The following is a 22,096-nucleotide window of genomic DNA, read 5'->3' as shown; positions in this document are numbered from 1 at the left end:
CCTGGTTATGCGGAGCTTGTCGTCTTGGCGCTGATGTGGGCACGCAGCAGCTCGGCGAGGGTGGTCGGGCTGGTGGAGCCGGTCGGTGCGAGGTGCGCGTATTGCGTCGCGCAGGAGAATCCGTCGATGACCAGTGTTCTGTCTTGGGTTGCGTCCCGGAGGCGCGGCAGCCACTGCTCCGCGCCGATGGCCCTCGACACGGGTTCGTGCTGCGCGCTGAAGCCGAAGGAACCGGCCAGGCCGCAGCACCCGGCATCGAGTACTGATACGTCGAAGCCGAGTGCTTCGAGGAGCAGCCGGTCCGCGTCGGAGGCGTGGGCGGCGCGAGCGTGGCAGTGCGGGTGAATCAGGACGCGGCCGGACGCGGCCTGTCCGGAAGCTCGCTGCGGCCGCAGCTTCGTGACGGCACCGGTCGCGAGCAGGTGCTCGGCGGGGGAGCGGGAGAGGGCCGCGAGCTTCGCGGCGCGCGGGTCGTCGGCGAGCAGCTTCGGCAACTCGTCGCGGAACGCGGCCAGGCAGCTCGGCTCGGGGACGACGACCGGCGTCTCCCGGTCGATGTGCTCATCGAGCACATCGACCAGTTGTCTCAGCGTCTTGCGGGCGAGGTCGAGCATTCCGGTGTCGTAGAGCGGACGCGCGCAGCAGGCCCACTCGGTGGGAACAGCAACGGATTCGCCCGCTGCTTCGAGGACTGTCTTCCAGGAGAGGGCGAGATCTGGGCGGTACGCGTCGGTGAAGGTGTCGGGCCACAGGACGACCGTGGGTTGTGTCGGTGTCGGTGTCGGTGTCGGTGACGTTGGCCGAGACCTGGTTCGTTGGGCGCGGCGCAGGGATTTGGACGCGAAGCGGGGGGCGGGACGATCGGTGGTGACGCCGGCGGCGCGGCGCAGCAGTGTGCTGATTCCGGGTGCTGACAACGCGACGTTAGCTAACGCGGGCACGCGCGTCGCGACGCGGGCAAGCCACGGGACGAGGCCGAGGGCGTACATCTCGCGGGGGCGCACGCGTCCCCGGTAGTGATGCGCGAGGAATTCCGCCTTGTACGTCGCCATGTCCACGTGAGTGGGACAGTCGACGGCGCAACCCTTGCAGGCCAGGCAGAGGTCCAGCGCCTCGCGGACATCCGCGTTGCGCCAGGACATCGGCGTGACCTCGCCCTGGAAGAGCTCGACAAGCAGCTTCGCCCGACCCCGCGTGGAGTGCCGCTCGTCGCGCGTCGCCCGATACGACGGGCACATCACGCCCGCGTCGTCCCGCCGGCAGCGGCCGACGCCGACGCACCGCTCCGCGGCATGCTGGAGCGAACCGGCGTCCTCGGCGAAGGGGAAGTACTTGGGAGTTAGGGCAGTGACTTTGTACGCTGGGCCGAACCGGATGTTCTCGTCCAGCGGGTACGGGTCCACGACCTTTCCCGGGTTCATTCTGCCCTTGGGGTCGAACACCGCCTTCACCTGTCGGAAAGCGGCGACGATTTCGGGCCCGTACATCCGTTCCAGCAGCTCGCCGCGCGACTGCCCGTCGCCGTGCTCGCCGGAAAGCGAGCCTCCCAGCGATGCGACGAGGTCGGCGGCGCGCTCGACGTATTCGCGGTATGTGCGCAGGCCTGACTCGGTGTGCAGGTCGAAGTTGTTCCTCGTGTGCACGCAGCCCTGGCCGAAGTGGCCATACCACGCGCCCGCATATCCGAATTCGTCCCAGAGCCTCGCGATCTCTCGCAGGTAGGTGCCGAGCTTCTCAGGCGGTACGGCGGCGTCCTCCCAGCCTTCCAGGTTGTGGCTGCCGTCCTCGCGGATCGCGGTGGCTCCGAGTCCTGATTCGCGAATCGCCCATGCGCCGCGCTGCTCGGCCGGATCGTCGATGCGGCGGTAGGGGAGCTCGGAGGAAAGACGGCTGATGAAGCGTTCGGTGCGCTCGTCGGCCTCGTCGGCGCTATCACCGCCGATTTCGGCGAGTAGCCAACCACCGCGATCGCGTTCAAGCGCTTGGCCGAGGTCTGGCAGGAGGCTGAGATGATCGAGGTTCAGCTGGTGCGCTTTCATCTGCCGGACGAGGGTCGCGTCGAAGCCCTCAAGGCCGATCAGGCCGGCGTCGAGCGAAGACAGCAGGCCCGCGACGGCATCGGCGGCTGCGAAGACGTCGGGGTAGGCGAGGACGACCAGGCGCCGGTGCGCCGGGCTCGGGATCAGCCGCACGGTCGCCTCGGTGACGAGCACGCACGTCGACTCCGTGCCCACGAGCAAGCGGGCAACGTGCAGCGGGCGCCCGGGAAGGATCTGGTCGAGGTTGAACCCTGAGACGCGCCTCGGCAGTTGCGGAAAGCGGCTCGTCACCGAGTCGGCGCTGCGCCGGCCGATCTCTCGCAGTGAGCCGACGATCGCCGCCTCGCCGGCCCCAGACTTCACCAGGCCCGCGTACTGCCCGTCATCGTAGGACCCGAATTCGTACCGCTCGCCGCCGTACGCCACGACGCGCAGCCGCTCCACATTGTCGACCGTCTTGCCCGCGAACAACGCGTGCGTGCCGCACGAGTTGTTGCCGATCATGCCGCCGAGCGTGCACCACGCGTGCGTGGCCGGATCCGGCCCGAAGGTCAACCCGTGCGCCTCGGCCGCCCTCCGCAGATCGTCGAGCACGACACCGGGCTGCACCCGCGCGATCCGCGCCGCCGGATCGATCTCCAGGATCGCGGTCATGTACCGGCTGAAGTCGACGATCACGGCCTCGTTGCAGCCCTGGCCCGCGAGCGAGGTTCCACCGCCCCGGCCGAGCACCGGCACCTCGAACCGCGCGCAGATCGTCAGCGTACTGGCAACGTCCGCCTCGTCGCGCGGGAAAACGACGCCGATCGGTACCTGGCGGTAGTTCGACGAGTCGGTCGCGTACACGGCGCGCGTACTCGAACCGAACTCGACGTCGCCGCGCAGGGCCTCACGCAGCGCCGATTCGAGGGGCTCACTCATTCCCGTGCCCAGGCATGGCGGACTCAGGCATGGCGGACCGCCCACAGCGCGGCCTGGGTGCGATCGGCGACGCCCAGCTTCATCAGCACACTGGACACGTGCGTCTTGACGGTCTTCTCCGAGACTGTCAGGGCTCTGGCGATCTCGCGGTTGGAGCGGCCGCGCGCGATCAGGTCCAGCACTTCACGCTCGCGCGCGGTCAGCTGCGGCTCGGCCCCGCCGTTCTCAGAGGTCTGCGACGCATCTCCGCTCAGCAGCGCCGCCGCCACCTCCGGACCGAGCAGCACATGCCCCGCGGCCACGGCGCGGATCGCCGCGGCCAATGCGGAGGGCTCGACCTCCTTGGAGACGTAGCCGCGAGCACCGGCCCGGATCGCCGGGACCACGGTCCGGTGCTCGCCGAAGCTGGTGACGATCAGCACCCTGCTGTCCACCGCGGCCTCGGCCATCAGCTCGATGGCCGTCACCCCGTCGGTCCCGGGCATCACCAGGTCCAGCAACACCACGTCCGGCCGCAGCTCCTGCGCGAGCCGCGCCGCCTGCGCACCGTCCGCTGCCTCGCCGACGACCTCGATGTCCGGTTGCAGTTCGAGGAACACGCGCAGTCCCTGCCGCACCATCGGGTGGTCGTCGGCAATCAGGACGCTGATCTTCCCCGACCGCGCGCCCGCTGGTGTGCCGGCTTCTTCCTCACGCAGGACGTCCACCGGGCACCTCCAAGCGCACCGTCGTGCCCTGACCCGGAGTCGAGGTCACCTGCACCCTCCCGCCGACCGAATCGGCCCGCTCGCGCATCGACACCAGGCCGAGCCCGCGCTCGCCGGTGCCCGAATCCGCCGTGAAGCCGACCCCGTCATCGACCACTGACAATACTGCCCCGCCGCGCGGAAGCGGCCCGAGCGAGATCTCGATCCGCTTCGCCTCCGCGTGTCTCAGGGCATTGTGCAACGCCTCCTGCGCCACCCGCAGCACCACCTGCTCGTGTGCGGGAGGAAGGGCGCTGATCGGCGTGTCCCGGAACGTGAGGCGCGGACCGCCGCGGCTCTGCTGTGCCCGATCCAGCACGTCGACCTTCTTGCGCATCGCGATCGCCAAGCCGTCCTCGTCCAGCTCGGCGGGCCGCAGCTCGTCGACCGCCGCGCGCAGCTCCTCGGCGGCCTCCTTGGCCAGCACCGAGATCTGGCGCAGGTGCGTGCGTGCCCGCTGCGGATCGCCCTGCACCAAACCGCTGGCCGCCTCCGCCGTCAATCGCAGCGCGAACAGCTTCTGCGCCACCGCGTCGTGCAGCTCACGCGCCAGCCGCGTGCGCTCTTCCGCGATGGCCAGCTCGCGCTCCCGCTCGTACAGCCGCGCGTGCGTGAGCGCGATCGCCGCGTGCGCAGCGAGCACCGTCAGCAGCTCCTCGTCCTGCTCGGTGAAGCCCTCGCCGTCTTGCGCGGGCGTCGTGTTGCCGAGGAAGAGCGCGCCGAGGATCTCGTCGCAGTCCCGGATCGGGACGCCGAGGAACGCGGTCAGCTTCGGATGCGCCTTCGGCCACCAGCCGAACCGCGGGTCGGCGGTGATGTCGTCGAGCCGCTGCGGCCGCGGGTCGTGCAGCATCACCGAGAGCATGCCGTGCTGGCGCGGAAGCGGCCCGATCGCCGCCCACTGCTCGTCGGTCATCCCCTCCACCAGGAACCGCGCGAACGACCCCGCGCCGTCCGGGATGCCGAGCGCCGCGTACTCGGCCCCCACCAGCTCGCGCGCCGTGCGCACGATCCGCCGCAGCGCCTCCCCGGTGTCCAGGTGCCGGCTGATCGTCAGTACCGCCTGGCTCAGCTCGTGCAGCGTGGCCAGGGCCTGCGATCGGTCTGCGGTGGTGGACACCTCTCCACGTTAGCGCGCCGCCCGGATCCGCAGATCGGCCGCTGCTCCGCCCGTGGTCCTAGGACCGATGGACGAGGCCCGGTCCGGTCGGCGGACCGATCCGCGCGCGGGCCGGCCGGAGGGAGAGTCGAGCCATGACACCGACATCGACACCGAAACCGATGACAGACACCGTGGACGAGGTACGGATCCAGGCCCGCGCCGCCGGACGGCGCGCGGACGAGGCGCACCGGCCGGTCGCGCTGATCACCGGCGCCTCGCGCGGCCTGGGCCGGGAGCTGGCACGGGCGCTGGCCAAGGACGGCTGGCGACTGGTGCTCACCGCGCGCGGCGCCGCCGAGTTGGACGAGACCGCCGCCGAGCTTTCCGCGCTCACCGAGGTCGCGGCGCTGGCCGGCAGCGTCGTGGACGACGACCACCGCGCCGACCTGGCCGAGGCCGCCTCCGAGTTCGGCGGCGCCGACCTGCTGGTGAACAACGCCTCGACGCTCACCGGCTACGACCTGAAGGGCGCCGCGCTGCCTACCCTCGCCGCGTTCCCGCTGCCCGGGCTGCTGGAAACCTTCGAGGTCAACGTCCTCGGCCCGATCGCGCTTACCCAGCTCGTGCTGCCGCAGCTGCGCCTGACCGGGGGCGCGATCATCAACATCTCCTCCGACGCGGCTGTCGAGCCGTACGCGGGTTGGGGCGGCTACGGCGCGAGCAAGGCGGCGCTCGACCACGCCTCGGCGATCCTGGCGCAGGAGGAACCGGAGCTGCGCGTCTGGGTCGTGGACCCGGGCGACATGCGCACGCGGATGCACCAGGAGGCGTTCCCCGGCGAAGACATCTCGGACCGGCCGCTGCCCGAGACGGTGATCCCGGCGTTCCGCGCGCTGCTGCGCGACTGGCCGGACTCGGGCCGCTACCTCGCCAGCGACCTGCTGCGCACGAAGGAGGAAGTCTGATGATGCTCATCCGTGACGTGGCGCAGCTCGGGGAATTGCGCGCCGGATCGGGCGCTGGCCGGCGGGGGAGCGCAGAGTCAGGGTTCGACGAGAACGGAGGTTTCCCCGGTCTCGACGCGTTCGAGACCGGCTTCGACTTCACGGTCCCCGAGGAACTGTCCGCACGCGCACCAGCGGAGGCGCGAGGCCTGCGGCGCGACGCGGTGCGAATGCTGGTCGGGCACCGCGAGGGCCTGGAGCTTTCGCATCACACCGCCGCCGACCTGCCGCGGGTGTTGCGCCCCGGCGACCTGCTCGTGGTCAACAACTCGGGGACGCTGCCCGCGGCGCTGAACGGAAGGCTGCCGGACGGCACGCCGGTCGCGGTGCACGTGTCCAGCGCCGAGCCCGGTGCGGGAGGGGAGTACCTGGTCGAGCTGCGCAGGCCGCACGCTGGCAGCACGGTGCCTTACGCGCAAGCGGGGCGCCACGCGGGCCGGACGGCGGGCAAGACTGTGCTGACCGTGCCGTCTCCCGCCCGACCGGGCCTGGAGATCGCGCTGCCCGAAGGCGCCTCGTTCCTGCTGACCGCCGCGTTTACCAAGCGACTCTGGTACGCGCACTTCCGGCTCCCGAGCAGGGGCGGCGAGCCGTCAGGCACGGCGAACTCGGCTGCGGTCAGCCCGCTGACGGCCTTCCTAAGCCGCCACGGCAAGCCGATCCGCTACTCGTACGTCGATCGGGACTGGCCGTTGTCGGCTTATCAGACGGTCTTCGCGGCCGAGCCGGGGAGCAGCGAGATGCCGAGCGCGGCCCGGCCCTTCACGCTCGAACTCGTCGCGGCGCTCGTCTCGCGCGGCGTCCTCATCGCGCCGATCACGCTGCACACAGGTGTGGCGTCGCCGGAAGCGCACGAGGCGCCCTACGCCGAGCGATACCGCGTCCCGCAGAGCACGGCCAGACTGGTCAACCACGTACGAGCGCACGGCGGCCGGGTCATCGCGGTCGGCACCACAGCCGTGCGCGCGCTGGAATCGGCCGCTGACCTCGACGGGAAGGTCCACGCGGCCGACGGATGGACCGATCTGATCATCACGCCGGAGCGTGGCGTGCGCGCCGTGGACGGCCTGCTGACCGGATGGCACGAGCCGCGCGCCTCGCACCTGCTGATGCTGGAAGCCGTCGCGGGCCGTCCGCTGCTCGACCTCTGCTACGCCGAGGCCATCCGCGAGCGGTACCTCTGGCACGAGTTCGGCGACGTGAACCTGCTGCTGCGGTAGCCGGCGGAGCGCATGCGTGGCGGGGCGCGGTCAGCTCGATCCGGTCGAGGCCGAGGCCAGGCCCACGATGATGCTGATGAACACGATCCCGTAGCCCACGGCGAGCCAACTGGAGCGGTGGCGGCGTACCGTCACCGCTCCGATGGCCGTCGCCGCGGCGATGATCGGGGAGGCGAACAGCGGCAGCGCGAACTCGAACCAGGCGCCGTTCGCCGAGCACAGCGCAGAGCCGTTCGGGGTGCAGCCGGTGACCGTGGACAGGATCCCGGCCGCGAAGCACAGGATCGCGCCGGCGACCGCGACGAGGGGGAGCAGCAGCGCGGCGCAACCGATGCCGCTGCTGACCGGCCGACCCTTGCGCGAGGCCTGGTCCGCGTCAAGGGCGGCGTCAGGGTCCAATTCGGCACCGTCGACGACTGCCGCGTCGGCGTCGGGGGCGGGGTTCGGTGTGGCGCTGGCGTCAGAGGAGGCGTCGGCATCGGCGTCTGGGTCAGCGGACGGCTGCCGTGCTTCCACCCCAGGCGCTTGAGCGGCATCGGCAGCCCCACCGGTCCCGGCAGCCTTGGGCGCATCGGCCGCCCGGCCGACCGCGACGCCGGCATCCTCTTCCGCCCCGACCGTCTGCACCCGGTCGGTCCGCCCTGCGGGTTCGCTGTCCTCGGCTTCCACGCCGCCACCCCTCCCTTTGGAGGTGGAATTCTATGCGCTCGCACACCAGTCCAGGGAGGGGTTGCGGCGACCTTCCGCACCCGGCTCACGGCGGCGCGAATGACGAAGAAGCCTGAGTCAGGGGCGCAAGGGGGTTGCGAACCTGGCCGGGTGCGGCGAGGATCACCCCATGAATGCGCGCGCTTCCGTCCCGCAGCTCGTCGACGCCTACCTGACCTGGTATTTCGCCGATAATCCGGCCCACGCACAGCTGCTCGGGGCCGAGGGCTTCGACGGCCGGCTCGGCGATCACTCGGCCGAGGCGATGCTGCGACGCGAACGGGAAGTGACCGAATGGCTCGCGCGGTTCGAGGCTCTGGCGCCCGCGCCGCAGCTCGACGACGAGATCGACCGGCGGCTCGCGGTGGCCCAGCTGCGCGGCCAGCAGTTGCTCGCCGAATGGCCGGCCTGGCGGCGCGACCCCTCCGTGTACCTGTCCACCACCTTCTTCAGCCTCCTGATGCCGTACGTGCACCGGCTGCACCCCGAGTCGTTCCTGGTCGAGGACACCCTCGGCAAACTCGCCCAGCTTCCCGACGTGCTGGCATCCTGCCGCGACAACCTGGACGCCGAGCTCGCCGCGCCGCTCATCGTGGGCCGCGGCCTCGGCCAGGCGCGCACCGGACGCGCCTTCGTCACCTCCTCGCTGCCGGGCATGGTCGGCGACGAGCGGCTCGCCGCGCGCGTGCGCGGGGCCGCCGAGCCGGCCGCCGCGGCCTTCGACGAGACCGCGGCGTTCCTCGAGGACTTCCAGCAGAAGGCGCGCGGCGACTGGCGGATGGGCGAGCGGCTCTACTCCGCGCTGCTGACCGAACGCGAACTGCTCGGCTACGGCGCCGCCGAGCTGCACGAGCGCGGCGAGCGCGCGTACGCCGCCCTCGACGCCGAGCTTGGCGAGCTCGCCCGCCGCATCGCCGCCGAGTCGACCGCCGGCGAGTCAGCGGACTGGCACGCCCTGATCGCGAGCCTCCAGGACGACCACCCGCCGACGCTCGAGGCGATGCGCGAGGAGTACGAGGCCGAGACCGAGCGCGCCCGGCAGTTCGCCCGCGAACGCGGCATCGTCACCTTCGCGCGGGGCGAGGAGTGCCGGGTCGTGCCCTCGCCCGAGTTCCAGCGCCCGATCCTCGCCGTCGCGTCGTACATGTCGCCGCCGCCGCTGACCGAGTCCCGCGTCGGCCACTTCTTCGTGCCCTACGCCCCGGCCGAGTTCACCGAGGACCAGGTGCGCCAGCGGCTGGCGACCAACTCCCGCGCGCAGATCCCCACCATCTCCGTGCACGAGGCGTACCCCGGCCACCACTGGCACCTGTCCTGGTCCGCGAACTCGACGCGCACGCTGCGCAAGGTGCACCGCACGCCGTACTTCTCCGAGGGCTGGGCGCTCTACGTCGAGACGGTGATGCGCGACGCGGGCTACTTCACCGATCCGCGCCACGAGCTCGCGCACGTCGAGGCCCGCGCCTTCCGCGCCGCCCGGATCGTCGTGGATACCGCGCTGCACTGCGGCGACATGACGGCCGAGCAGGCCGAGGCGTTCATGGTGCAGAAGACCGCGCTGTCCGTCGGCACCGCGAAGGGCGAGGTGTCGCGGTACTGCGCCTGGCCGACGCAGGCGCCGTCGTATCTGACCGGCTGCCTGGAGATCGAGCGGATCCGGGACGAGTACCTCGCCCGCGGCCTCGGTTCGCGGCGCGAGTTCCACGACACGATCGCCGGTTCCGGCAGCCTGCCGCTCGGGCTGGCGCGGGCCGCGGCGCTCGGCGGATTCGGGCCGGACGCGGGCCGGGAGCGGGAAAGCGCAGGATCGGTGGAAGAAGCGCAAACCGCCGGATGACGGAGAAATCACGGGATAACCGCGCCGCCACGTGGGCATCACTGCCATGATGAGTGATGTGCGGCCTCTGATTGGCTTGACCGCCTACCGGACTCACGCGGCCTGGGGTGTGTGGCACACCCCGGCCGCGTTGCTGCCGCACGCCTACGCCGACCACGTCACGGCGGCCGGCGGCGTACCGGTGCTGCTGCCGATCGGCGCGGACGACGCGGCCCAGGCCGTGATCAGCCGGTTGGACGGGCTCATTCTCAGCGGCGGCCCGGACATCGAACCGGTGCGGTACGGCGCGGCTCCGGATCCGTTCGCCGAGCGCTCACAAGCGGATCGCGACACCTGGGAGACCGCGTTGCTGATGGCCGCGCTGCAGGCCGACCTGCCGGTGCTCGGGATCTGCCGCGGTCTGCAGCTCATCAACGTCTGCCTCGGCGGGACGCTGCACCAGCACCTGCCGGACCTCGCCGGAGGCGAGCGGCACCGTCCGGCGCCCGGGGTGTACGGCACAGTGCGCATCCGGCTGGACACCGACGCGCTGCCCGGCTCGCTGCTCGGCGAGGGCGTCGACGTGCCCTGTCACCACCACCAGGCGATCGACCGCCTCGGCAGCGGCATGGTCGCCAGCGCCTGGGCGCAGGACGGCACCATCGAGGCCGCCTGGGTGCCGCGCCGCCGGTTCCTGGTGGGTGTGCAGTGGCATCCCGAGGTGCGCGACGATCCCGCGCTGTTCACGGCGCTGGTGAAGGCGACCGGGTAACGGCCGGCCCCTGCTCGCCTCAGCCGGTGTGCTGCTCGTCGACCCCCGGGTCCACCGCCGCCGGTACTCGGAGCCCAGTAGCCGAGCCTGCCAGCCAGCCGACCCCGGTGGCGAACCGGCAGCAGAGGGCTGCGGACGGCGGCGCTCAGTGCACGCGGGTGAGCAGTATCCCCGCCTCGGCCGCGGTGTCCACCAGGTGGATCGTGGTCGCCATCGGCCGCGAGTAGGCCAGCGCGCGCAGCAGCGGCCAGGCCGGCAGCGTATTCGTCCAGTGGTTGATGCCGACGAGGATGAGCCGGCGCGGGACCTCGCCGACCGGCGTGTAGTACGCGGGCGCGGCCGCCTGGAAGATCTCCTGTACCGTGCCGGCCGCGCCGGGCAGGAACACCAGGCCCGCCGAGGCCCGCGCCAGCAGCCAGTCCTCCCGGGCCGCGTTCGAGAAGTACTTCGCGATCGCGCCGGCGAAGGCGTTGGGCGGCTCGTGCCCGTAGAACCAGGTCGGCACCGACAGCGACTGGCCCGCCCGCTCGGCCGGGAACGCGGTGCGCACGTCGAACGCGGCGCGCGCCCACGAGGTCGGATCCGGCCGGAACTCGCGCGCCGCGCTGAGCGCCTCGACCGCCTCGTCCACGGCCCCGTCGTGGAAGGGCGCCAAGTACGCGCCCAGATTCGCCGCCTCCATCGCGCCCGGGCCGCCGCCGGTCGCCACGGTGAACCCGGCGCGGGTCAGCGTCCGCCCGAGGTGTGCCGCCTCCTCGTAGGCCGAGGAGTCGCGGGCGACGGCGTGTCCGCCGAGTACGGCCACGGTCTTACGGTCCGTCAGGAACTCGCCGAGCGCGTCGGTGATCGAGTCGTCATGCAGGCCGCGCAGCACGATGCCCAGCACGTCCTCGCGGTCGCGCGGTCCAGAGTCCCAGGCGTAGGTGAGGGCGTCAGGGGTCTGCTCGTAAGGCTTCTGCGCGATCCCGTCGTAGAGCTCGTCCGCCGTGTACAACGCGGTGCGGTAGGGGTCGAAGGGCAGGTTCGGCGCCGGCGGGAACACCATCGCGCCGCGCTGCCGCAGGTCACCGGCCACCGACTCGGTCAGCGAGCAGCCGAGGAAGACCGAGTCCGTGACGTCCGCGGTGCGCAGCTCCCAACCGCGTTCTACGAGATCGACCGCCTGCACCCGGCAGCCCGCGAGGCTACCCTGATGCGATCTCAAGTGGTTGTCGAAGGCGGCCAGGGACTCGATCTCCATGGTCGCAAAGCGTAGTCGCAGCCTGGCCGTCGCGGGTACCGGTCGGCACAATCCGGCCCGGCGGAGTGACGCGAGAGCGGGCGTGACGCTTTCACGACGGGAGCGCTGCGGCGCCGACCGCGGCCTGCCGGATGACGTGCGACGCGAGCCGGAAGCCTGATCCGGGCCGGTGCGTCCGGCCTTTGCGGTGCATCGGCCCGGGTGTATAAGACCACGGGAACATGCGAGATCGAAGGCTGACAATCCACCTCTCGCCGGCCGGTCGCGGCCGGGAAGGGAGCAGAGCCGTGCGACGCATCCTGCGCCTGGCCGCCCTGCCGATTCTGGCTTTGTTCGCGCTCGTGCTCGCCGGCGCCGGCCCAGCGGCCGCGGCGGCGCACTCGAGCGCGGCCACCGCCTCGTGCACCGGAACGATCCAGATCGACTCGTTCGCGTTCGGCACGCCGGTCGTGACGGCGGGTCAGACCGCCACGGCCAAGCTCGTCGCGACGAACTGTACCGCGCAGCCGGTCAGCGCGACCGTCGAGGCCTACGGCAGGTTCTTCGGCCCCTCCGGCAACACGCTGCCGCCCGGTTGCCCGGTGGTGGACCCGATCGCGATGCCGGCGAACTTCGCGGCGAACGGCCAGTACACCAACGCCTTCGGCACCTTGACCTTCGCGGGATGCAGCGCGACCTCGTACCAGGAGTACGTCAGCTTCTTCGTGGGCGGCGCCACCGTGGCCACGGCCACCGCGACGGTCGCGATCCAGGGCGGCGCGACCTCCTCCTGCCACATCGTCTACACGAAGCAGAGCGAGTGGCAGGGCGGCTTCGTGGCCGCGGTCTCCATCACGAACACGGGCACGCTGCCGATCAGCTACTGGCGTCTCACCTTCACCTTCGGCGGCGACCAGCGCATCTCTTATGTATGGGGGGCGAACTTCGCGCAGACCGGCAACAGCGTCACGCTCGTCAACACCGCGAACAACGGGACGATCGCGCCGGGGGCGACGCTCACCGGCGTCGGCTTCGTCGGCTCCTGGCAGAGCAGTGACGCGCCGCCGAGCGGCTTCACCCTCAACGGCGTCCCCTGCGCCTGACGCCGGCAGGGATTGGGGTAGCTGATCGGGACCGCTGCGCAGAGTTGCTGCGCGGGACCGCTGCGCAAGGCTGCTGTTCTGGGACGCTGATCAGGACTGCTGCGCGGTACTCTCTCTGCCCTCACCGCCGGGTGTTGCGCTCCCGCCGGTGGGGGCAGAGCCGCGCGGCCGCACCCCCAGCTTCGCAGCGGACGCCAACAGGTAATCGACGCTCATGGCACGCCGCGCCGGTCGGGTCACTCCCCGATGGCGCCGCCGTCGATGCGCTCCCGCAGCAGGTCGGCGTGCCCGTTGTGCCGCGCGTACTCCTCGATCATGTGCAGCAGCACCCAGCGCAGCGAGAAGGTCCAGTCGCCCCGGCTCGCCTCGAAATCCAGCTCGTGCGCGGCGGTGATCTCGCGCGAGCGGGCGCAGGCCGCCTGCCACGCCTCGAAGACCTCGGTCGGACTGTTCGCGTCGAGGCGGTTCCAGTCCCCGTCCTGGTCCTCGTCGTCGAAGTACAGCGGCGGCGTCTCTTCGCCGGCGATGCCCTTGTTGAACCAGCCGCGCTCGACCTCGGTCAGGTGCCGCAGCATCCCCAGCAGTGACATGCTCGACGGCTCCGCCGAGCGCAGCTTCAGCTGCTCCTCGCTCAGGCCGGAACACTTCCAGGCCAGCGTGTCGCGGTGATAGTCGAGGAAGCCGGTCAGCAGCGTGCGTTCGTCGGCCACGCCCGGCGGCTCGTGGCGGCTCTGTGCGTCCATGGTGATCGTCATGGCGCAATCCTGGCATAACGTACCGACAAGGCTCAGCGGGTTTATCCGCGCCGCGCGCTCCCAGGCCAGGCGCGGACCGGGCGGATTGTCACGAATCGGTAACCACGTAACTACCGATTCGGGGCTTGATTTCGTTCAACAGCCCGGCGAAGCTTGCTTGCCATGGCACGTACATACCTGTCGACTCTTTCGCCGCGCCGTCGCTGGGGTATCGCCGGCTGCGCCGCCGGCGCCGTGCTGATCCTGACCGCCGCCATCGGGAACCCGTGGACCTGGTCGACGATGGGCGCGCTGGACCGCAGGCCGGTCGGCAACAGCGTGCCGATGCTGGCCGGGTCGCTCTCGGTGTTCCACTGGACGGTCGGCCCGCACGGCTCCAGCGCCCCGGCCGGGCAGACCACCGGACACTGGGTCGCAGGGCTCGTACTCGACCTCGGCTGGCCGCTGCTGGTGCTGATCGGCGCGCGGTTGCTGGCCGGCGGGCTGGCGCTGCGCAGGGCCCGGCTCTCGCTGCTGGTCGGCGTGTGGAGCCTGAGCACGCTCTGCGCCGCGGTGATCGGCCTGATCGCAGGGATCGTCGATCACGCGGTGGCCCCGGGTATGCGCGCGATGGATCTGGGCATGACCGCCAACGCGCCCATCGGTGACGTGCTCACGCTGCAAGCGGCCACGATGGCCGTGCTCGGCGCCGCTCTCGGCTGGCTTCCCGGCGTCACGGCGGCCATCGGTTACTCGGTGCGCCGCGCCGTCGCGCCGGCCACCGAACCGGCCGCCGCGACCACGATGACCGCGACCGCCGCCGCCAATGCGGAGGACCCGGTGTCGGCCGGAGCCACGCCGACCGCCGCCGCGATCGAGACACGCACGCTCGACCTCGCCGGGCTCGAATCGTTGCGCCGGGCACGGCGACGCAGCCTCGACGGCACCCTCCCGGACGCCGCGACCTCCTCGTTCTTCGCCTCGGAGTAGGGGGCTTGCTCGCCGCGGCGCGTCCGGTGGCCGTAGGGAGTGAGCCGCGCCGCGGCCCTTAGATCGCCTTGCCGGGATTGAGGATCCCGAGCGGGTCGAGCGCCCGCTTGATCGCCAGATTCGCGGCGAGCGTCTCCGCGCCCAGCTCCTCGCCGAGCCAGTGCCGCTTGAGCGTGCCCACGCCGTGCTCTCCGGTCAACGTGCCGCCGAGGGCGAGCGCCGCGCGGAACAGCTCGTCGGCCGCCGCCCACACCTCGGCGGGGATCTCGGGCAGCGAACGGTCGAAGACGAAGACCGGGTGAAGGTTGCCGTCACCCGCGTGCGCGACCGTCGGTACCAGCACCTTGTACTGCTCTGCGATGCGCGTTACCGCATCGAACATCTCCGGCAGCTTCGAGCGCGGTACGCACACGTCCTCGATGAGACACGCACCGAGACGCTCGATCGCGTTGAACGCCGTACGGCGCACCGTGAGCAGCTGTGCGGCCTCCGCTTCATCCGACGAGACGGCCACGACGGACGCCCCCGCGGCCTCGCAGCACTGCGCCATGACCGCGGCTGCCGCCTGCGCATCCGATCCGTCCGCCTGTCCGAGGAGCATCGCTCCGGTCGCCGGATCCAGCCCGATGTTGCGCCACTCGTCCATCGCGACGAGCGTCGTGCGGTCCATCAGCTCCAGCAGGCTCGGCCCGACCGCGCAGCGGATGATCGCCCAGACCGCCTCCGCCGCCTGACGGATCGTCGGGAACTCGGCGGCCACGGTCACCGGCGGCTGCTTGGGCGCCGGGCGCAGCCGCAGCGTCGCCTCGGTGACGACGCCGAGCGTGCCCTCCGAGCCGATCAGCAGCGCGGTCAGGTCATATCCGACGACGCCCTTGATCGTCCGGCGGCCGGTGCGCAGGACGGACCCGTCGGCGAGCACGGCTTCGAGCCCGAGCACCGATTCGCGGGTCACCCCGTACTTCACGCACCGCAGGCCGCCCGCGTTGGTGGCGATGTTGCCGCCGATCGTGCAGGTCTCGTAGCTGGACGGGTCCGGCGCGTACATCAGACCGAGCTTGCGCGCCTGGCGGTCGAGCTCGGCGTTGATGACGCCCGGCTCGACGACCGCGAGTTCGTCCTCCGCCGACAATTCGCGGATCGCGGTCATCTTGGCCAGGGAGATGACGAGGCAGCCGTCGACCGCGGCGGTGCCGCCGACGATGCCTGTGCCCGCGCCGCGCGGGATGACCGGCACCCGGTTGCGCGAGGCCCAGCGCAGCGCCGCCACGACGTCGTCCCGCTCTCGCGCGACCACGACGGCGCAGGCCTGACCAGGCGTCACATACGAGTGCTCGTCGTTGCAGTACGCGCCGATCTGGTCGGGATCGGTGATGACGCGACCCGGGGGCAGTTCCTTCACGAGATCGTCGATGATCACGGTAACGGGTCTATTCGCGGGTCCGGCCGGTGTCAATGCCGCGGCGCCCGGGCGCGGAGGCGAATCACCCGGCGCCGGCGTCGATGGCAGCTGCCCGAGTGGCCGCCGAGGCCGCTGCGCGCGATCGCGCCAGCGGCGTGCGGCGCCGATAACCCAGCAGCGTGTACGCGAGCGTCACGTACCGCTCAGCCAACACGTCCAGCGGTACAGGACCATCCGGCCGGTACCATTGCGCGACCGCGTTACACGCGGCGATGATCGTCCGGCGTGCGTCGTCGGGGTACGGCGTCGTGAAAACGCCACTCGCGATTCCCGCATTGATCGCTGAGCGGAACAGGTCCGTCGCCTGGCGCTCCCGCTCGCGGTACGCCGCAGCCAAGTCCTCAGGCAGCGCTCTAGCTTCGTTAATCAGAATCAGGCTCGCTACCGAACGTTCAGCGCGGTACCGCACCGTCGCGCCGACAACTGCGGCCAGCCGTCCGGCCGGATCACGGCCGGCCTGCGCCATCGCGTCGTCGCATAAGGCGAAGTAGGCGTCCATGCCCTCGTGGAGCAAGGCGGCGAGAAGCGCCTGCTTGCCCGGGTAATAGTGGTAAAGCGCGGACAGGCTCACCCCGGCGCGGGCCGCGATGTCCCGGATCGAGGTGGCGTAGTAGCCGCGTCCGGCGAACTCCGCCGACGCGGCGTCGAGCAGTGCCTGGTGCCCAGCGGGGCGTCCGGCCATGGACGGGCTCCTTCCACTCACCCGGGCGGCCCGGCCGGCCCCGAACGCGACCGCTCTGGACAGGCTGGGCTACTGACGAGTAGCTTAACGAGCGTTCAACTGTACTCGCGAGGAGGCATACCCCGTGATCCGCACCATCTACAACGAGGACCACGAGGCGTTCCGGTCCATGATCCGGGACTTCATCGAAGCCGAGGTCGTCCCGCACCACGGCGAGTGGGAGCAGCAGGGCCACGTCCCGCGCGAGTTCTACCTGCGGCTCGGCGAGCTCGGCCTGCACGGCATCAACGTGCCCGAGGAGTACGGCGGCGCCGGCGAGTCCAGCTACAAGTTCGCCATGGTGATGGCCGAGGAGGTCGCCCGCGCCGGCGTCTCCTTCGGCGCCTACAGCATCCACACCAATCTGGTGCGCCCCTACCTGCTGGCCTTCGCCAGCGAGGAGCAGAAGCAGCGCTGGATGCCCGGGTTCGTCTCCGGCGAGATGATGGGCGCGCTGGCCATGACCGAGCCGGGCACCGGCTCCGACCTGGCCGGCATCTCCACCACCGCGAAGCTGTCCGCCGACGGCACGCACTACATCCTCAACGGCGCCAAGACCTTCATCTCCGGCGGCGTGCTCGCCGACCGCGTGCTCGTGGTCGCGCGCACCTCCCCGGCCACCCCCGAGGACCGGCGCGGCGGTCTGTCCATCCTGTTCGTGGACACCAAGTCCCCCGGCTACTCGGTCGGCAAGAAGCTGGACAAGATCGGCCTGAAGACCTCGGACACCGCGGAGCTGGCGTTCCAGGACGTCAAGGTCCCGGTCGAGGACCTGCTCGGCGAGGAGGGCCAGGGCTTCAAGTACCTGACCCACAACCTGGTCGAGGAGCGCCTGGCCATCGTCGTGGGCGCCACCGCGTCGGCGGCCGCGGCGATCCGGTTCGCGATCGAGTACGTCAAGGAGCGCAAGGCGTTCGGGCAGCCGGTGTCCGCGTTCCAGAACACCAAGTTCGTGCTGGCTGACTGTGAGGCCGAGTACCAGGCGGCGCAGACGATGACCGACCGCGCCGTCGAGCTGTTCGACGAGGGCAAGCTGACCCCGGCCGACGCCGCGGCCTGCAAGCTGTTCACCACCGAGGCGGCCGGCCGGATCATCGACAAGTGCCTGCAGTTGCACGGCGGCTACGGCTACATCAACGAGTACCCGATCGCCCGCCTGTACGCCGACACCCGCGTCTCGCGCCTCTACGGCGGCACGTCCGAGATCATGCGCACGATCGTGGCGAAGTCGCTCGGCCTGTAGCAGGAGCGACGGCCTACCGGCTGCGTTCCTCCAACATCAGCAGGCCGTACGCGCCGATGGTCGCCAGGTCGGCGATGCGGCCGTCGCGCAGCATCTCCTCGAACTGCGGGCGCGGGAACCACTTCGCGACCAGGTCGACCTCCTCCGGATCCGGCGCCGCGGCGGCCGGATCCGGTCGCAGATCGGTGGCCAGCCAGGCGTTGCAGGCCTGGCTCGACATCCCGTAGGCGTGGAAGAACCGGCCGAGCGGCGTCAGCCTCCCGGCGCTCAGGCCGGTCTCCTGCGCCAGCTCGTGCCGCGCCACCTCGGCCGGGTCGCCGTCGCCGCGATCCGGCAGGGTGCCCTGCGGGAACTCCCAGAACCGGCCGCCGACCGTGTAGCGGTACTGCTCCACCAGCCAGAACCCGTCGTCCTGCAGCGGGACGATCAGCGCCGACCGCGGCTTGTCGATGACCCCGTAGATGCCCGCGGTCCCGTCGGCGCGGACGATCTCGTCCTCGCGCACGCTCATCCACGCGTTCTCGTACACCACTCGGCTGGCAACCTGCTCGATCATGACGGCCAGCCTAGCCGCCGCGTTTCCACCGCGCTGCCGCCGGCGGCCGGATAACCGGTGGCCCGCAGCCGAATTCCCGTGATGGGATCGCCGCATGAGCGATCTTGACGTCCGTCCCGCGCGCCTGGACGAGATCGACGCCGTGCTCGCGTTCTGGGCCGCGGCGGCCGAAGGGGTTAGCGTCAGCGACGACCCGGCGGGCGTGCGCGGGCTGATCGAGCGCGATCCCGAGGCGCTCATCCTCGCGATCGAACACAGTCCCGCGACCGAGCACAGCCCCGCGTCTGAACGCAGCGGCCGGATCGTCGGGAGCGTCATCGCAGGGTTCGACGGCTGGCGCTGCCACCTCTACCGCCTCGCGGTCGCGCCGGACCGCCGAAGGCAGGGCATCGGCCGACTGCTGATCGAGGCCGCGGAACTGCGCTTCGCGGCCTTCGGCGGCCGCCGCGCGGACGCGATGGTGCTCGAACGCAACACGACCGCGCACGGCGCCTGGGGCGCGGCCGGATACCAGCGCGAAGAGCACTGGCGCCGCTGGATCAAGCCGCTGCCCTGACGAGCCGGACATCTGATCGATCAGGATGTCATGCCTGCTCACCGTCCGAATGTGAGCTGTTTCCGCTGTTCTCCGCGGGCAGCGACCGCGATACTGATGCGGAGAGCTCCGATGCCTGCCGGGGCGGTCCCGGCAGGCACGGCAGGGTCGACGGGAGTGGTACGTGGCGGTCACCGACGAGGCGATCGAGAAGATCAAGGGCATGATCGTGACCGGGGCGCTGCGCCCGGGCGACCGGCTGCCGAAGGAGGCCGACCTGGCGGCCGACCTCGGCCTGTCGCGCAACTCGCTGCGCGAGGCGGTCAAGGCGCTCTCGCTGATCAACATCCTGGACGTGCGCCAGGGCGACGGCACCTACGTGACCAGCCTCGAGCCACCGCTGCTGCTTGAGGCGCTGAACTTCATCGTCGACTTCCACCAGGACAACACGGTGCTGGAGTTCCTCGCCGTGCGCCGCATCCTGGAGCCCGCGGCCGTGGCGATGGCCTCCACCAGGATCGCCGAGGACGAGATCGCCTCGCTGCGCGCCGCGCTCGACGACCTCGGCGAGACGCCGGACATCGACAAGCTGGTCGCCAGCGACCTGGAATTCCACCGCCGCATCTCGGCCGCCTCCGGCAACTCGGTGCTGTGCTCACTGCTCGACACGCTCTCCGCGCCGACGGCGCGAGCCCGCGTCTGGCGCGGCCTGACTCAGGAGGGCGCCGCGACCCGCACGCTCGCTGAGCACCGCGCGATCCTCGACGCGCTGCAGGCCCGCGATCCCGAGGCGGCGCGTTCCTGGGCGACCGTGCACATCGCCAGCGTGGAGCAGTGGCTCGCCTCAGTGCTCTAGGGCGTGCGCCGCGGCGCGCAGCGTGTCCGTGAGCACCATGTATCGGTGAGCGCCGCGGGGACGTCTCGCCGTTGGTACGGTGACGGCGTGGACCTCGACGCCTTGTGGGACTTCGGAGATCCGGCTGCCAGCGAGCAGCGGTTCCGGGCGGCGCTGGCCGATGCGGACGGCGAGGACGCGGCGGTGCTGCGCACCCAGCTTGGCCGCGCGCTAGGGCTACAGCGGCGGTTCGACGAGGCGGACAAGGAATTGTCCGCGGTGGATCCCGGCGACAGCGCGCTGGCCGCCGCGTACCTGGCCATCGAACGCGGCCGGATGCTGCGGTCCAGCGGAGACACCGCAGCCGCCCGCCCGTTCTTCATCAGCGCGCTGGAACGCGCCGAGGCGGCAGGCCTCGACTTCCTGGCCGCCGACGCCGCGCACATGCTCGCCATCGCCGAGTCCGGCGAGGCGCAGGTGCCTTGGGCCGAGCGAGCGCTGCGGATCGCCCAGTCCTCCGACGATCCCCGGGCCCGCCGGTGGGTCGGCCCGGTGACCCACAACCTCGGCTGGACCACGCACGGCCTCGGGCGGTATGACGAGGCACTGCGATACTTCGAGCAGGCCCTCGCGTTCCGGCTGGCGCAAGGCGATCCCGAGCCGATCAAGGTGGCGCGCTGGGCGGTCGCCCGGTGCCTGCGTACGCTCGGGCGGTATGACGAGGCGCTGGCGATTCAGCGAGAGCTTCGCCAGTCCGGCCCCGGCGCCGGGTACATCGACGAGGAGCTCGGCGAGCTGCTGCTGGTTACCGGGCAGCCGGAGGCAGCCTCGCCACACTTCGCCGCCGCACATCGCTTGCTGTCTGGGGACGCCTGGCTCGTCGCCGAGGAGCCGGAACGGTTGCGCCGTCTCGCCGAGCTGAGCGGCGAACACCTCAGCGGCGAACACCTGGGCGCGGACCTGCTGTAGGCGGACGCCGGCCCTATGCAGTGAGCAGGCCCGAGGCGCCGAGCGCGGACCAGAGCTCCTCCGGGATCGGGTGCGCGAATGCGGCTGCGTTGTCGCGCACCTCCGCCTCGCTACGGCAGCCGACCAGGACGCTGGCCACGGCGGGGTGGCGCAGCGGGTACTGCACGGCGGCGGCCTTGAGCGGCACTCCGTGTGTTTCGCAGAGCTCTGCCAGCGCCTGGGCACGCTTGACCAGCGCGGCGTCCGCCGGGGCGTAGTCGAAGGTCGCGCCCGGATTCGGGTTGGCCAGCAGGCCGGAGTTGTACACGCCGCCGATCACCACCGACGTGCCGCGCCGCTCGCACGCCGGCAGCAGATCCGCGAGGGCCGACTGGTCGAGCAGCGTATAGCGCCCCGCGCACAGCACCAAGTCGAGATCGAAGTCGCGCACGAAGCGCGTCAGCATCGCCGACTGGTTCATGCCCGCGCCGATCGCTCCGACGACGCCCTGCGCGCGCAGCCGAGCGAGCGCGGCGTATCCGGACTCGTAGACGTCGCGCTCGTGTTCGTCCGGGTCGTGCAGCAGGGCGATGTCGATCCGGTCCAAGCCGAGGCGATCCAGCGAGGCCTCGAGGCTGGAGCGGACGCCCGCCGCGCTGAAGTCCCACTCCCGCGCGCGCGGCGGCGTCTCGACGAAGCCCTCCGGATCGGCGGACTCCCCGTTCCGCAGCGGGCGCAGCAATCGGCCCACCTTCGTCGACAGGGTGAAGGTGGCGCGGTCCCGCGTCGCCAGGACGCGTCCGAGCCGTTCCTCCGCCAGACCGACGCCGTAGTGCGGCGCGGTGTCGATGTAGCCGATCCCGGCTTCGAACGCCGCCTCGACCACGGCTGTGGCCTGCTCGTCGGTGACCGGCGCGAACAGGTTGCCCAGCGGGGCGGTACCGAGGGACAGCGCGGTCACCGACACCGCGCTGCGCCCGAGCGGCCTGCGTGCGGATGCTTGAAGGGAAGTGGCGTCGCCCAAGGTCAGTCAGCGCTCGCTTCGCCGCCGACCACGCGGGCCAGTGCCAGCGCGAACAGGATGACCGCGCCGCTGATCGCCAGCTGCCAGTAGTTGGAGACCTGCGCCAGGTCGATCACGTTCTGCACCAGGCCCAGCAGAATCACGCCGCTGGCCGCGCCGACCATGCTGCCGCGCCCGCCGCGCAGCGACACCCCGCCGATCACCGCGGCGGCGAACACGGAGAAGATGATGCCCTCGCCGTAGCCCTGGTTGGGCGCGACCTGGGAGACCCTGCCCGCCTCCATCAGCCCGCCGATCGCGGCGAGCACGCTGCCCGCCACGTAGACGCCGATCCGGACCCTGTTCACCTTTATCCCGGCGGCGCGCGCCGCTTCCATGTTGCCGCCAACGGCGTAGAT

At 71.3% G+C, this 22,096-nt stretch carries 21 protein-coding genes; 10 read left to right on the top strand and 11 right to left on the bottom strand.

Translation table 11 applies throughout. The features are described from left to right. Positions 1-5: 5 nt before the first annotated feature. The 3 genes from VFB40_RS22915 to VFB40_RS22905 are packed head-to-tail and all read right to left on the bottom strand — an operon-like array spanning position 6 to position 4,826. A complete protein-coding gene (locus VFB40_RS22915) occupies positions 6-2,960 on the bottom strand; it encodes an FAD-binding and (Fe-S)-binding domain-containing protein (protein ID WP_324853993.1) in 2,955 nt (984 codons plus the stop codon). Between the two features lie 23 nt (positions 2,961-2,983). Next, positions 2,984-3,658: a response regulator gene (locus VFB40_RS22910; protein WP_414642134.1), complete on the bottom strand. Its 675-nt coding sequence runs from the start codon at positions 3,656-3,658 to the stop codon at positions 2,984-2,986. After that, on the bottom strand, positions 3,651-4,826 hold the full coding sequence (locus VFB40_RS22905) for a GAF domain-containing sensor histidine kinase (RefSeq protein WP_324853989.1): 1,176 nt from the start codon (positions 4,824-4,826) through the stop codon (positions 3,651-3,653). Before VFB40_RS22905 ends, VFB40_RS22910 begins: the two co-directional genes overlap by 8 nt. A 161-nt stretch (positions 4,827-4,987) precedes the next feature. Here VFB40_RS22905 and VFB40_RS22900 point away from each other — a divergent pair, with 161 nt between their 5' ends. Both VFB40_RS22900 and VFB40_RS22895 read left to right on the top strand, forming a co-directional pair. Next, positions 4,988-5,773: an SDR family NAD(P)-dependent oxidoreductase gene (locus VFB40_RS22900; RefSeq protein WP_324853987.1), complete on the top strand. Its 786-nt coding sequence runs from the start codon at positions 4,988-4,990 to the stop codon at positions 5,771-5,773. Next, entirely contained in the window at positions 5,773-7,032 is a 1,260-nt protein-coding gene (locus VFB40_RS22895; RefSeq protein WP_324853985.1) for an S-adenosylmethionine:tRNA ribosyltransferase-isomerase, read from the top strand. The genes VFB40_RS22900 and VFB40_RS22895 overlap by 1 nt, the downstream gene beginning before the upstream one ends. Positions 7,033-7,062: 30 nt before the next feature. Here VFB40_RS22895 and VFB40_RS22890 read toward each other — a convergent pair whose 3' ends face one another. Further along, positions 7,063-7,701 (bottom strand): hypothetical protein, encoded by a 639-nt coding sequence (locus tag VFB40_RS22890; RefSeq protein WP_324853983.1) that lies wholly within the window; start codon positions 7,699-7,701, stop codon positions 7,063-7,065. Positions 7,702-7,870: 169 nt separating this feature from the next. Here VFB40_RS22890 and VFB40_RS22885 point away from each other — a divergent pair, with 169 nt between their 5' ends. Both VFB40_RS22885 and VFB40_RS22880 read left to right on the top strand, forming a co-directional pair. Next, positions 7,871-9,577 carry a DUF885 domain-containing protein gene (locus tag VFB40_RS22885; RefSeq protein WP_324853981.1) on the top strand — a complete coding sequence of 569 codons (1,707 nt, stop codon included), beginning with the start codon at positions 7,871-7,873 and terminating at the stop codon, positions 9,575-9,577. Between the two features lie 49 nt (positions 9,578-9,626). Then, the gene (locus VFB40_RS22880; RefSeq protein WP_349260035.1) at positions 9,627-10,328 is read left to right on the top strand and encodes a gamma-glutamyl-gamma-aminobutyrate hydrolase family protein; all 702 of its coding nucleotides are present in this window, start codon (positions 9,627-9,629) and stop codon (positions 10,326-10,328) included. Positions 10,329-10,473: 145 nt separating this feature from the next. On the opposite strand, the gene VFB40_RS22875 is transcribed toward VFB40_RS22880, so the two are convergent. Then, the gene (locus VFB40_RS22875; RefSeq protein WP_324853979.1) at positions 10,474-11,568 is read right to left on the bottom strand and encodes an LOG family protein; all 1,095 of its coding nucleotides are present in this window, start codon (positions 11,566-11,568) and stop codon (positions 10,474-10,476) included. A 287-nt stretch (positions 11,569-11,855) separates the two neighbouring features. Here VFB40_RS22875 and VFB40_RS22870 point away from each other — a divergent pair, with 287 nt between their 5' ends. Continuing rightward, a complete protein-coding gene (locus VFB40_RS22870; protein ID WP_324853977.1) occupies positions 11,856-12,650 on the top strand; it encodes a cellulose binding domain-containing protein in 795 nt (264 codons plus the stop codon). 236 nt (positions 12,651-12,886) lie between these two features. Here VFB40_RS22870 and VFB40_RS22865 read toward each other — a convergent pair whose 3' ends face one another. After that, entirely contained in the window at positions 12,887-13,405 is a 519-nt protein-coding gene (locus VFB40_RS22865) for a DinB family protein (RefSeq protein ID WP_324853975.1), read from the bottom strand. 162 nt (positions 13,406-13,567) lie between these two features. Between VFB40_RS22865 and VFB40_RS22860 the strand changes: the two genes are divergently transcribed. Further along, entirely contained in the window at positions 13,568-14,374 is an 807-nt protein-coding gene (locus tag VFB40_RS22860; protein WP_324853973.1) for a hypothetical protein, read from the top strand. Positions 14,375-14,432: 58 nt separating this feature from the next. On the opposite strand, the gene VFB40_RS22855 is transcribed toward VFB40_RS22860, so the two are convergent. Both VFB40_RS22855 and VFB40_RS22850 read right to left on the bottom strand, forming a co-directional pair. Next, positions 14,433-15,794 carry an FAD-binding oxidoreductase gene (locus tag VFB40_RS22855; protein ID WP_324853971.1) on the bottom strand — a complete coding sequence of 454 codons (1,362 nt, stop codon included), beginning with the start codon at positions 15,792-15,794 and terminating at the stop codon, positions 14,433-14,435. A 64-nt stretch (positions 15,795-15,858) separates the two neighbouring features. After that, positions 15,859-16,518, bottom strand: coding sequence for a TetR/AcrR family transcriptional regulator (locus tag VFB40_RS22850; RefSeq protein ID WP_324853969.1), 660 nt, complete (start codon positions 16,516-16,518; stop codon positions 15,859-15,861). A gap of 124 nt (positions 16,519-16,642) precedes the next feature. Here VFB40_RS22850 and VFB40_RS22845 point away from each other — a divergent pair, with 124 nt between their 5' ends. After that, the gene (locus VFB40_RS22845) at positions 16,643-17,800 is read left to right on the top strand and encodes an acyl-CoA dehydrogenase family protein (RefSeq protein WP_324853966.1); all 1,158 of its coding nucleotides are present in this window, start codon (positions 16,643-16,645) and stop codon (positions 17,798-17,800) included. A gap of 13 nt (positions 17,801-17,813) precedes the next feature. Here the strand turns inward: VFB40_RS22845 and VFB40_RS22840 are convergent, their stop codons facing one another. Continuing rightward, complete coding sequence (locus VFB40_RS22840; RefSeq protein ID WP_324853964.1) at positions 17,814-18,356, bottom strand: NUDIX domain-containing protein; 543 nt, start codon at positions 18,354-18,356, stop codon at positions 17,814-17,816. A 94-nt stretch (positions 18,357-18,450) separates the two neighbouring features. On the opposite strand from VFB40_RS22840, the gene VFB40_RS22835 reads away from it, so the two are divergent. The 3 genes from VFB40_RS22835 to VFB40_RS22825 all read left to right on the top strand — a co-directional run bounded on the left by VFB40_RS22835 (position 18,451) and on the right by VFB40_RS22825 (position 20,695). Further along, positions 18,451-18,912: a GNAT family N-acetyltransferase gene (locus tag VFB40_RS22835; protein WP_324853962.1), complete on the top strand. Its 462-nt coding sequence runs from the start codon at positions 18,451-18,453 to the stop codon at positions 18,910-18,912. A gap of 163 nt (positions 18,913-19,075) precedes the next feature. After that, complete coding sequence (locus VFB40_RS22830; protein ID WP_324853960.1) at positions 19,076-19,747, top strand: FadR/GntR family transcriptional regulator; 672 nt, start codon at positions 19,076-19,078, stop codon at positions 19,745-19,747. An 87-nt stretch (positions 19,748-19,834) separates the two neighbouring features. Continuing rightward, positions 19,835-20,695 carry a tetratricopeptide repeat protein gene (locus tag VFB40_RS22825; protein ID WP_324853958.1) on the top strand — a complete coding sequence of 287 codons (861 nt, stop codon included), beginning with the start codon at positions 19,835-19,837 and terminating at the stop codon, positions 20,693-20,695. A gap of 13 nt (positions 20,696-20,708) precedes the next feature. Here the strand turns inward: VFB40_RS22825 and VFB40_RS22820 are convergent, their stop codons facing one another. Continuing rightward, entirely contained in the window at positions 20,709-21,635 is a 927-nt protein-coding gene (locus VFB40_RS22820; protein WP_324853956.1) for an aldo/keto reductase, read from the bottom strand. A gap of 65 nt (positions 21,636-21,700) precedes the next feature. Next, on the bottom strand, positions 21,701-22,096 hold a 396-nt coding region (locus tag VFB40_RS22815), incomplete at its 5' end, for an ABC transporter permease (RefSeq protein ID WP_414642133.1).

Source organism: Actinocrinis sp., assembly GCF_035650855.1.
GTDB lineage: Bacteria > Actinomycetota > Actinomycetes > Streptomycetales > Catenulisporaceae > Actinocrinis.
Note: the sequence above shows the minus strand (reverse complement) of the source record. Positions and strands in the feature narration are given on the sequence as shown.

Excerpts from the sequence above, each read along its gene's own strand:
- VFB40_RS22860 (WP_324853973.1), top strand. The coding sequence starts at position 13,568 with ATGGCACGTACATACCTGTCGACTCTTTCGCCGCGCCGTCGCTGGGGT.
- VFB40_RS22915 (WP_324853993.1), bottom strand. The coding sequence starts at position 2,960 with ATGAGTGAGCCCCTCGAATCGGCGCTGCGTGAGGCCCTGCGCGGCGAC.
- VFB40_RS22895 (WP_324853985.1), top strand. The coding sequence starts at position 5,773 with ATGATGCTCATCCGTGACGTGGCGCAGCTCGGGGAATTGCGCGCCGGA.
- VFB40_RS22865 (WP_324853975.1), bottom strand. The coding sequence starts at position 13,405 with ATGACGATCACCATGGACGCACAGAGCCGCCACGAGCCGCCGGGCGTG.
- VFB40_RS22850 (WP_324853969.1), bottom strand. The coding sequence starts at position 16,518 with ATGGCCGGACGCCCCGCTGGGCACCAGGCACTGCTCGACGCCGCGTCG.
- VFB40_RS22875 (WP_324853979.1), bottom strand. The coding sequence starts at position 11,568 with ATGGAGATCGAGTCCCTGGCCGCCTTCGACAACCACTTGAGATCGCAT.
- VFB40_RS22900 (WP_324853987.1), top strand. The coding sequence starts at position 4,988 with ATGACAGACACCGTGGACGAGGTACGGATCCAGGCCCGCGCCGCCGGA.
- VFB40_RS22880 (WP_349260035.1), top strand. The coding sequence starts at position 9,627 with ATGAGTGATGTGCGGCCTCTGATTGGCTTGACCGCCTACCGGACTCAC.
- VFB40_RS22840 (WP_324853964.1), bottom strand. The coding sequence starts at position 18,356 with ATGATCGAGCAGGTTGCCAGCCGAGTGGTGTACGAGAACGCGTGGATG.
- VFB40_RS22885 (WP_324853981.1), top strand. The coding sequence starts at position 7,871 with ATGAATGCGCGCGCTTCCGTCCCGCAGCTCGTCGACGCCTACCTGACC.
- VFB40_RS22835 (WP_324853962.1), top strand. The coding sequence starts at position 18,451 with ATGAGCGATCTTGACGTCCGTCCCGCGCGCCTGGACGAGATCGACGCC.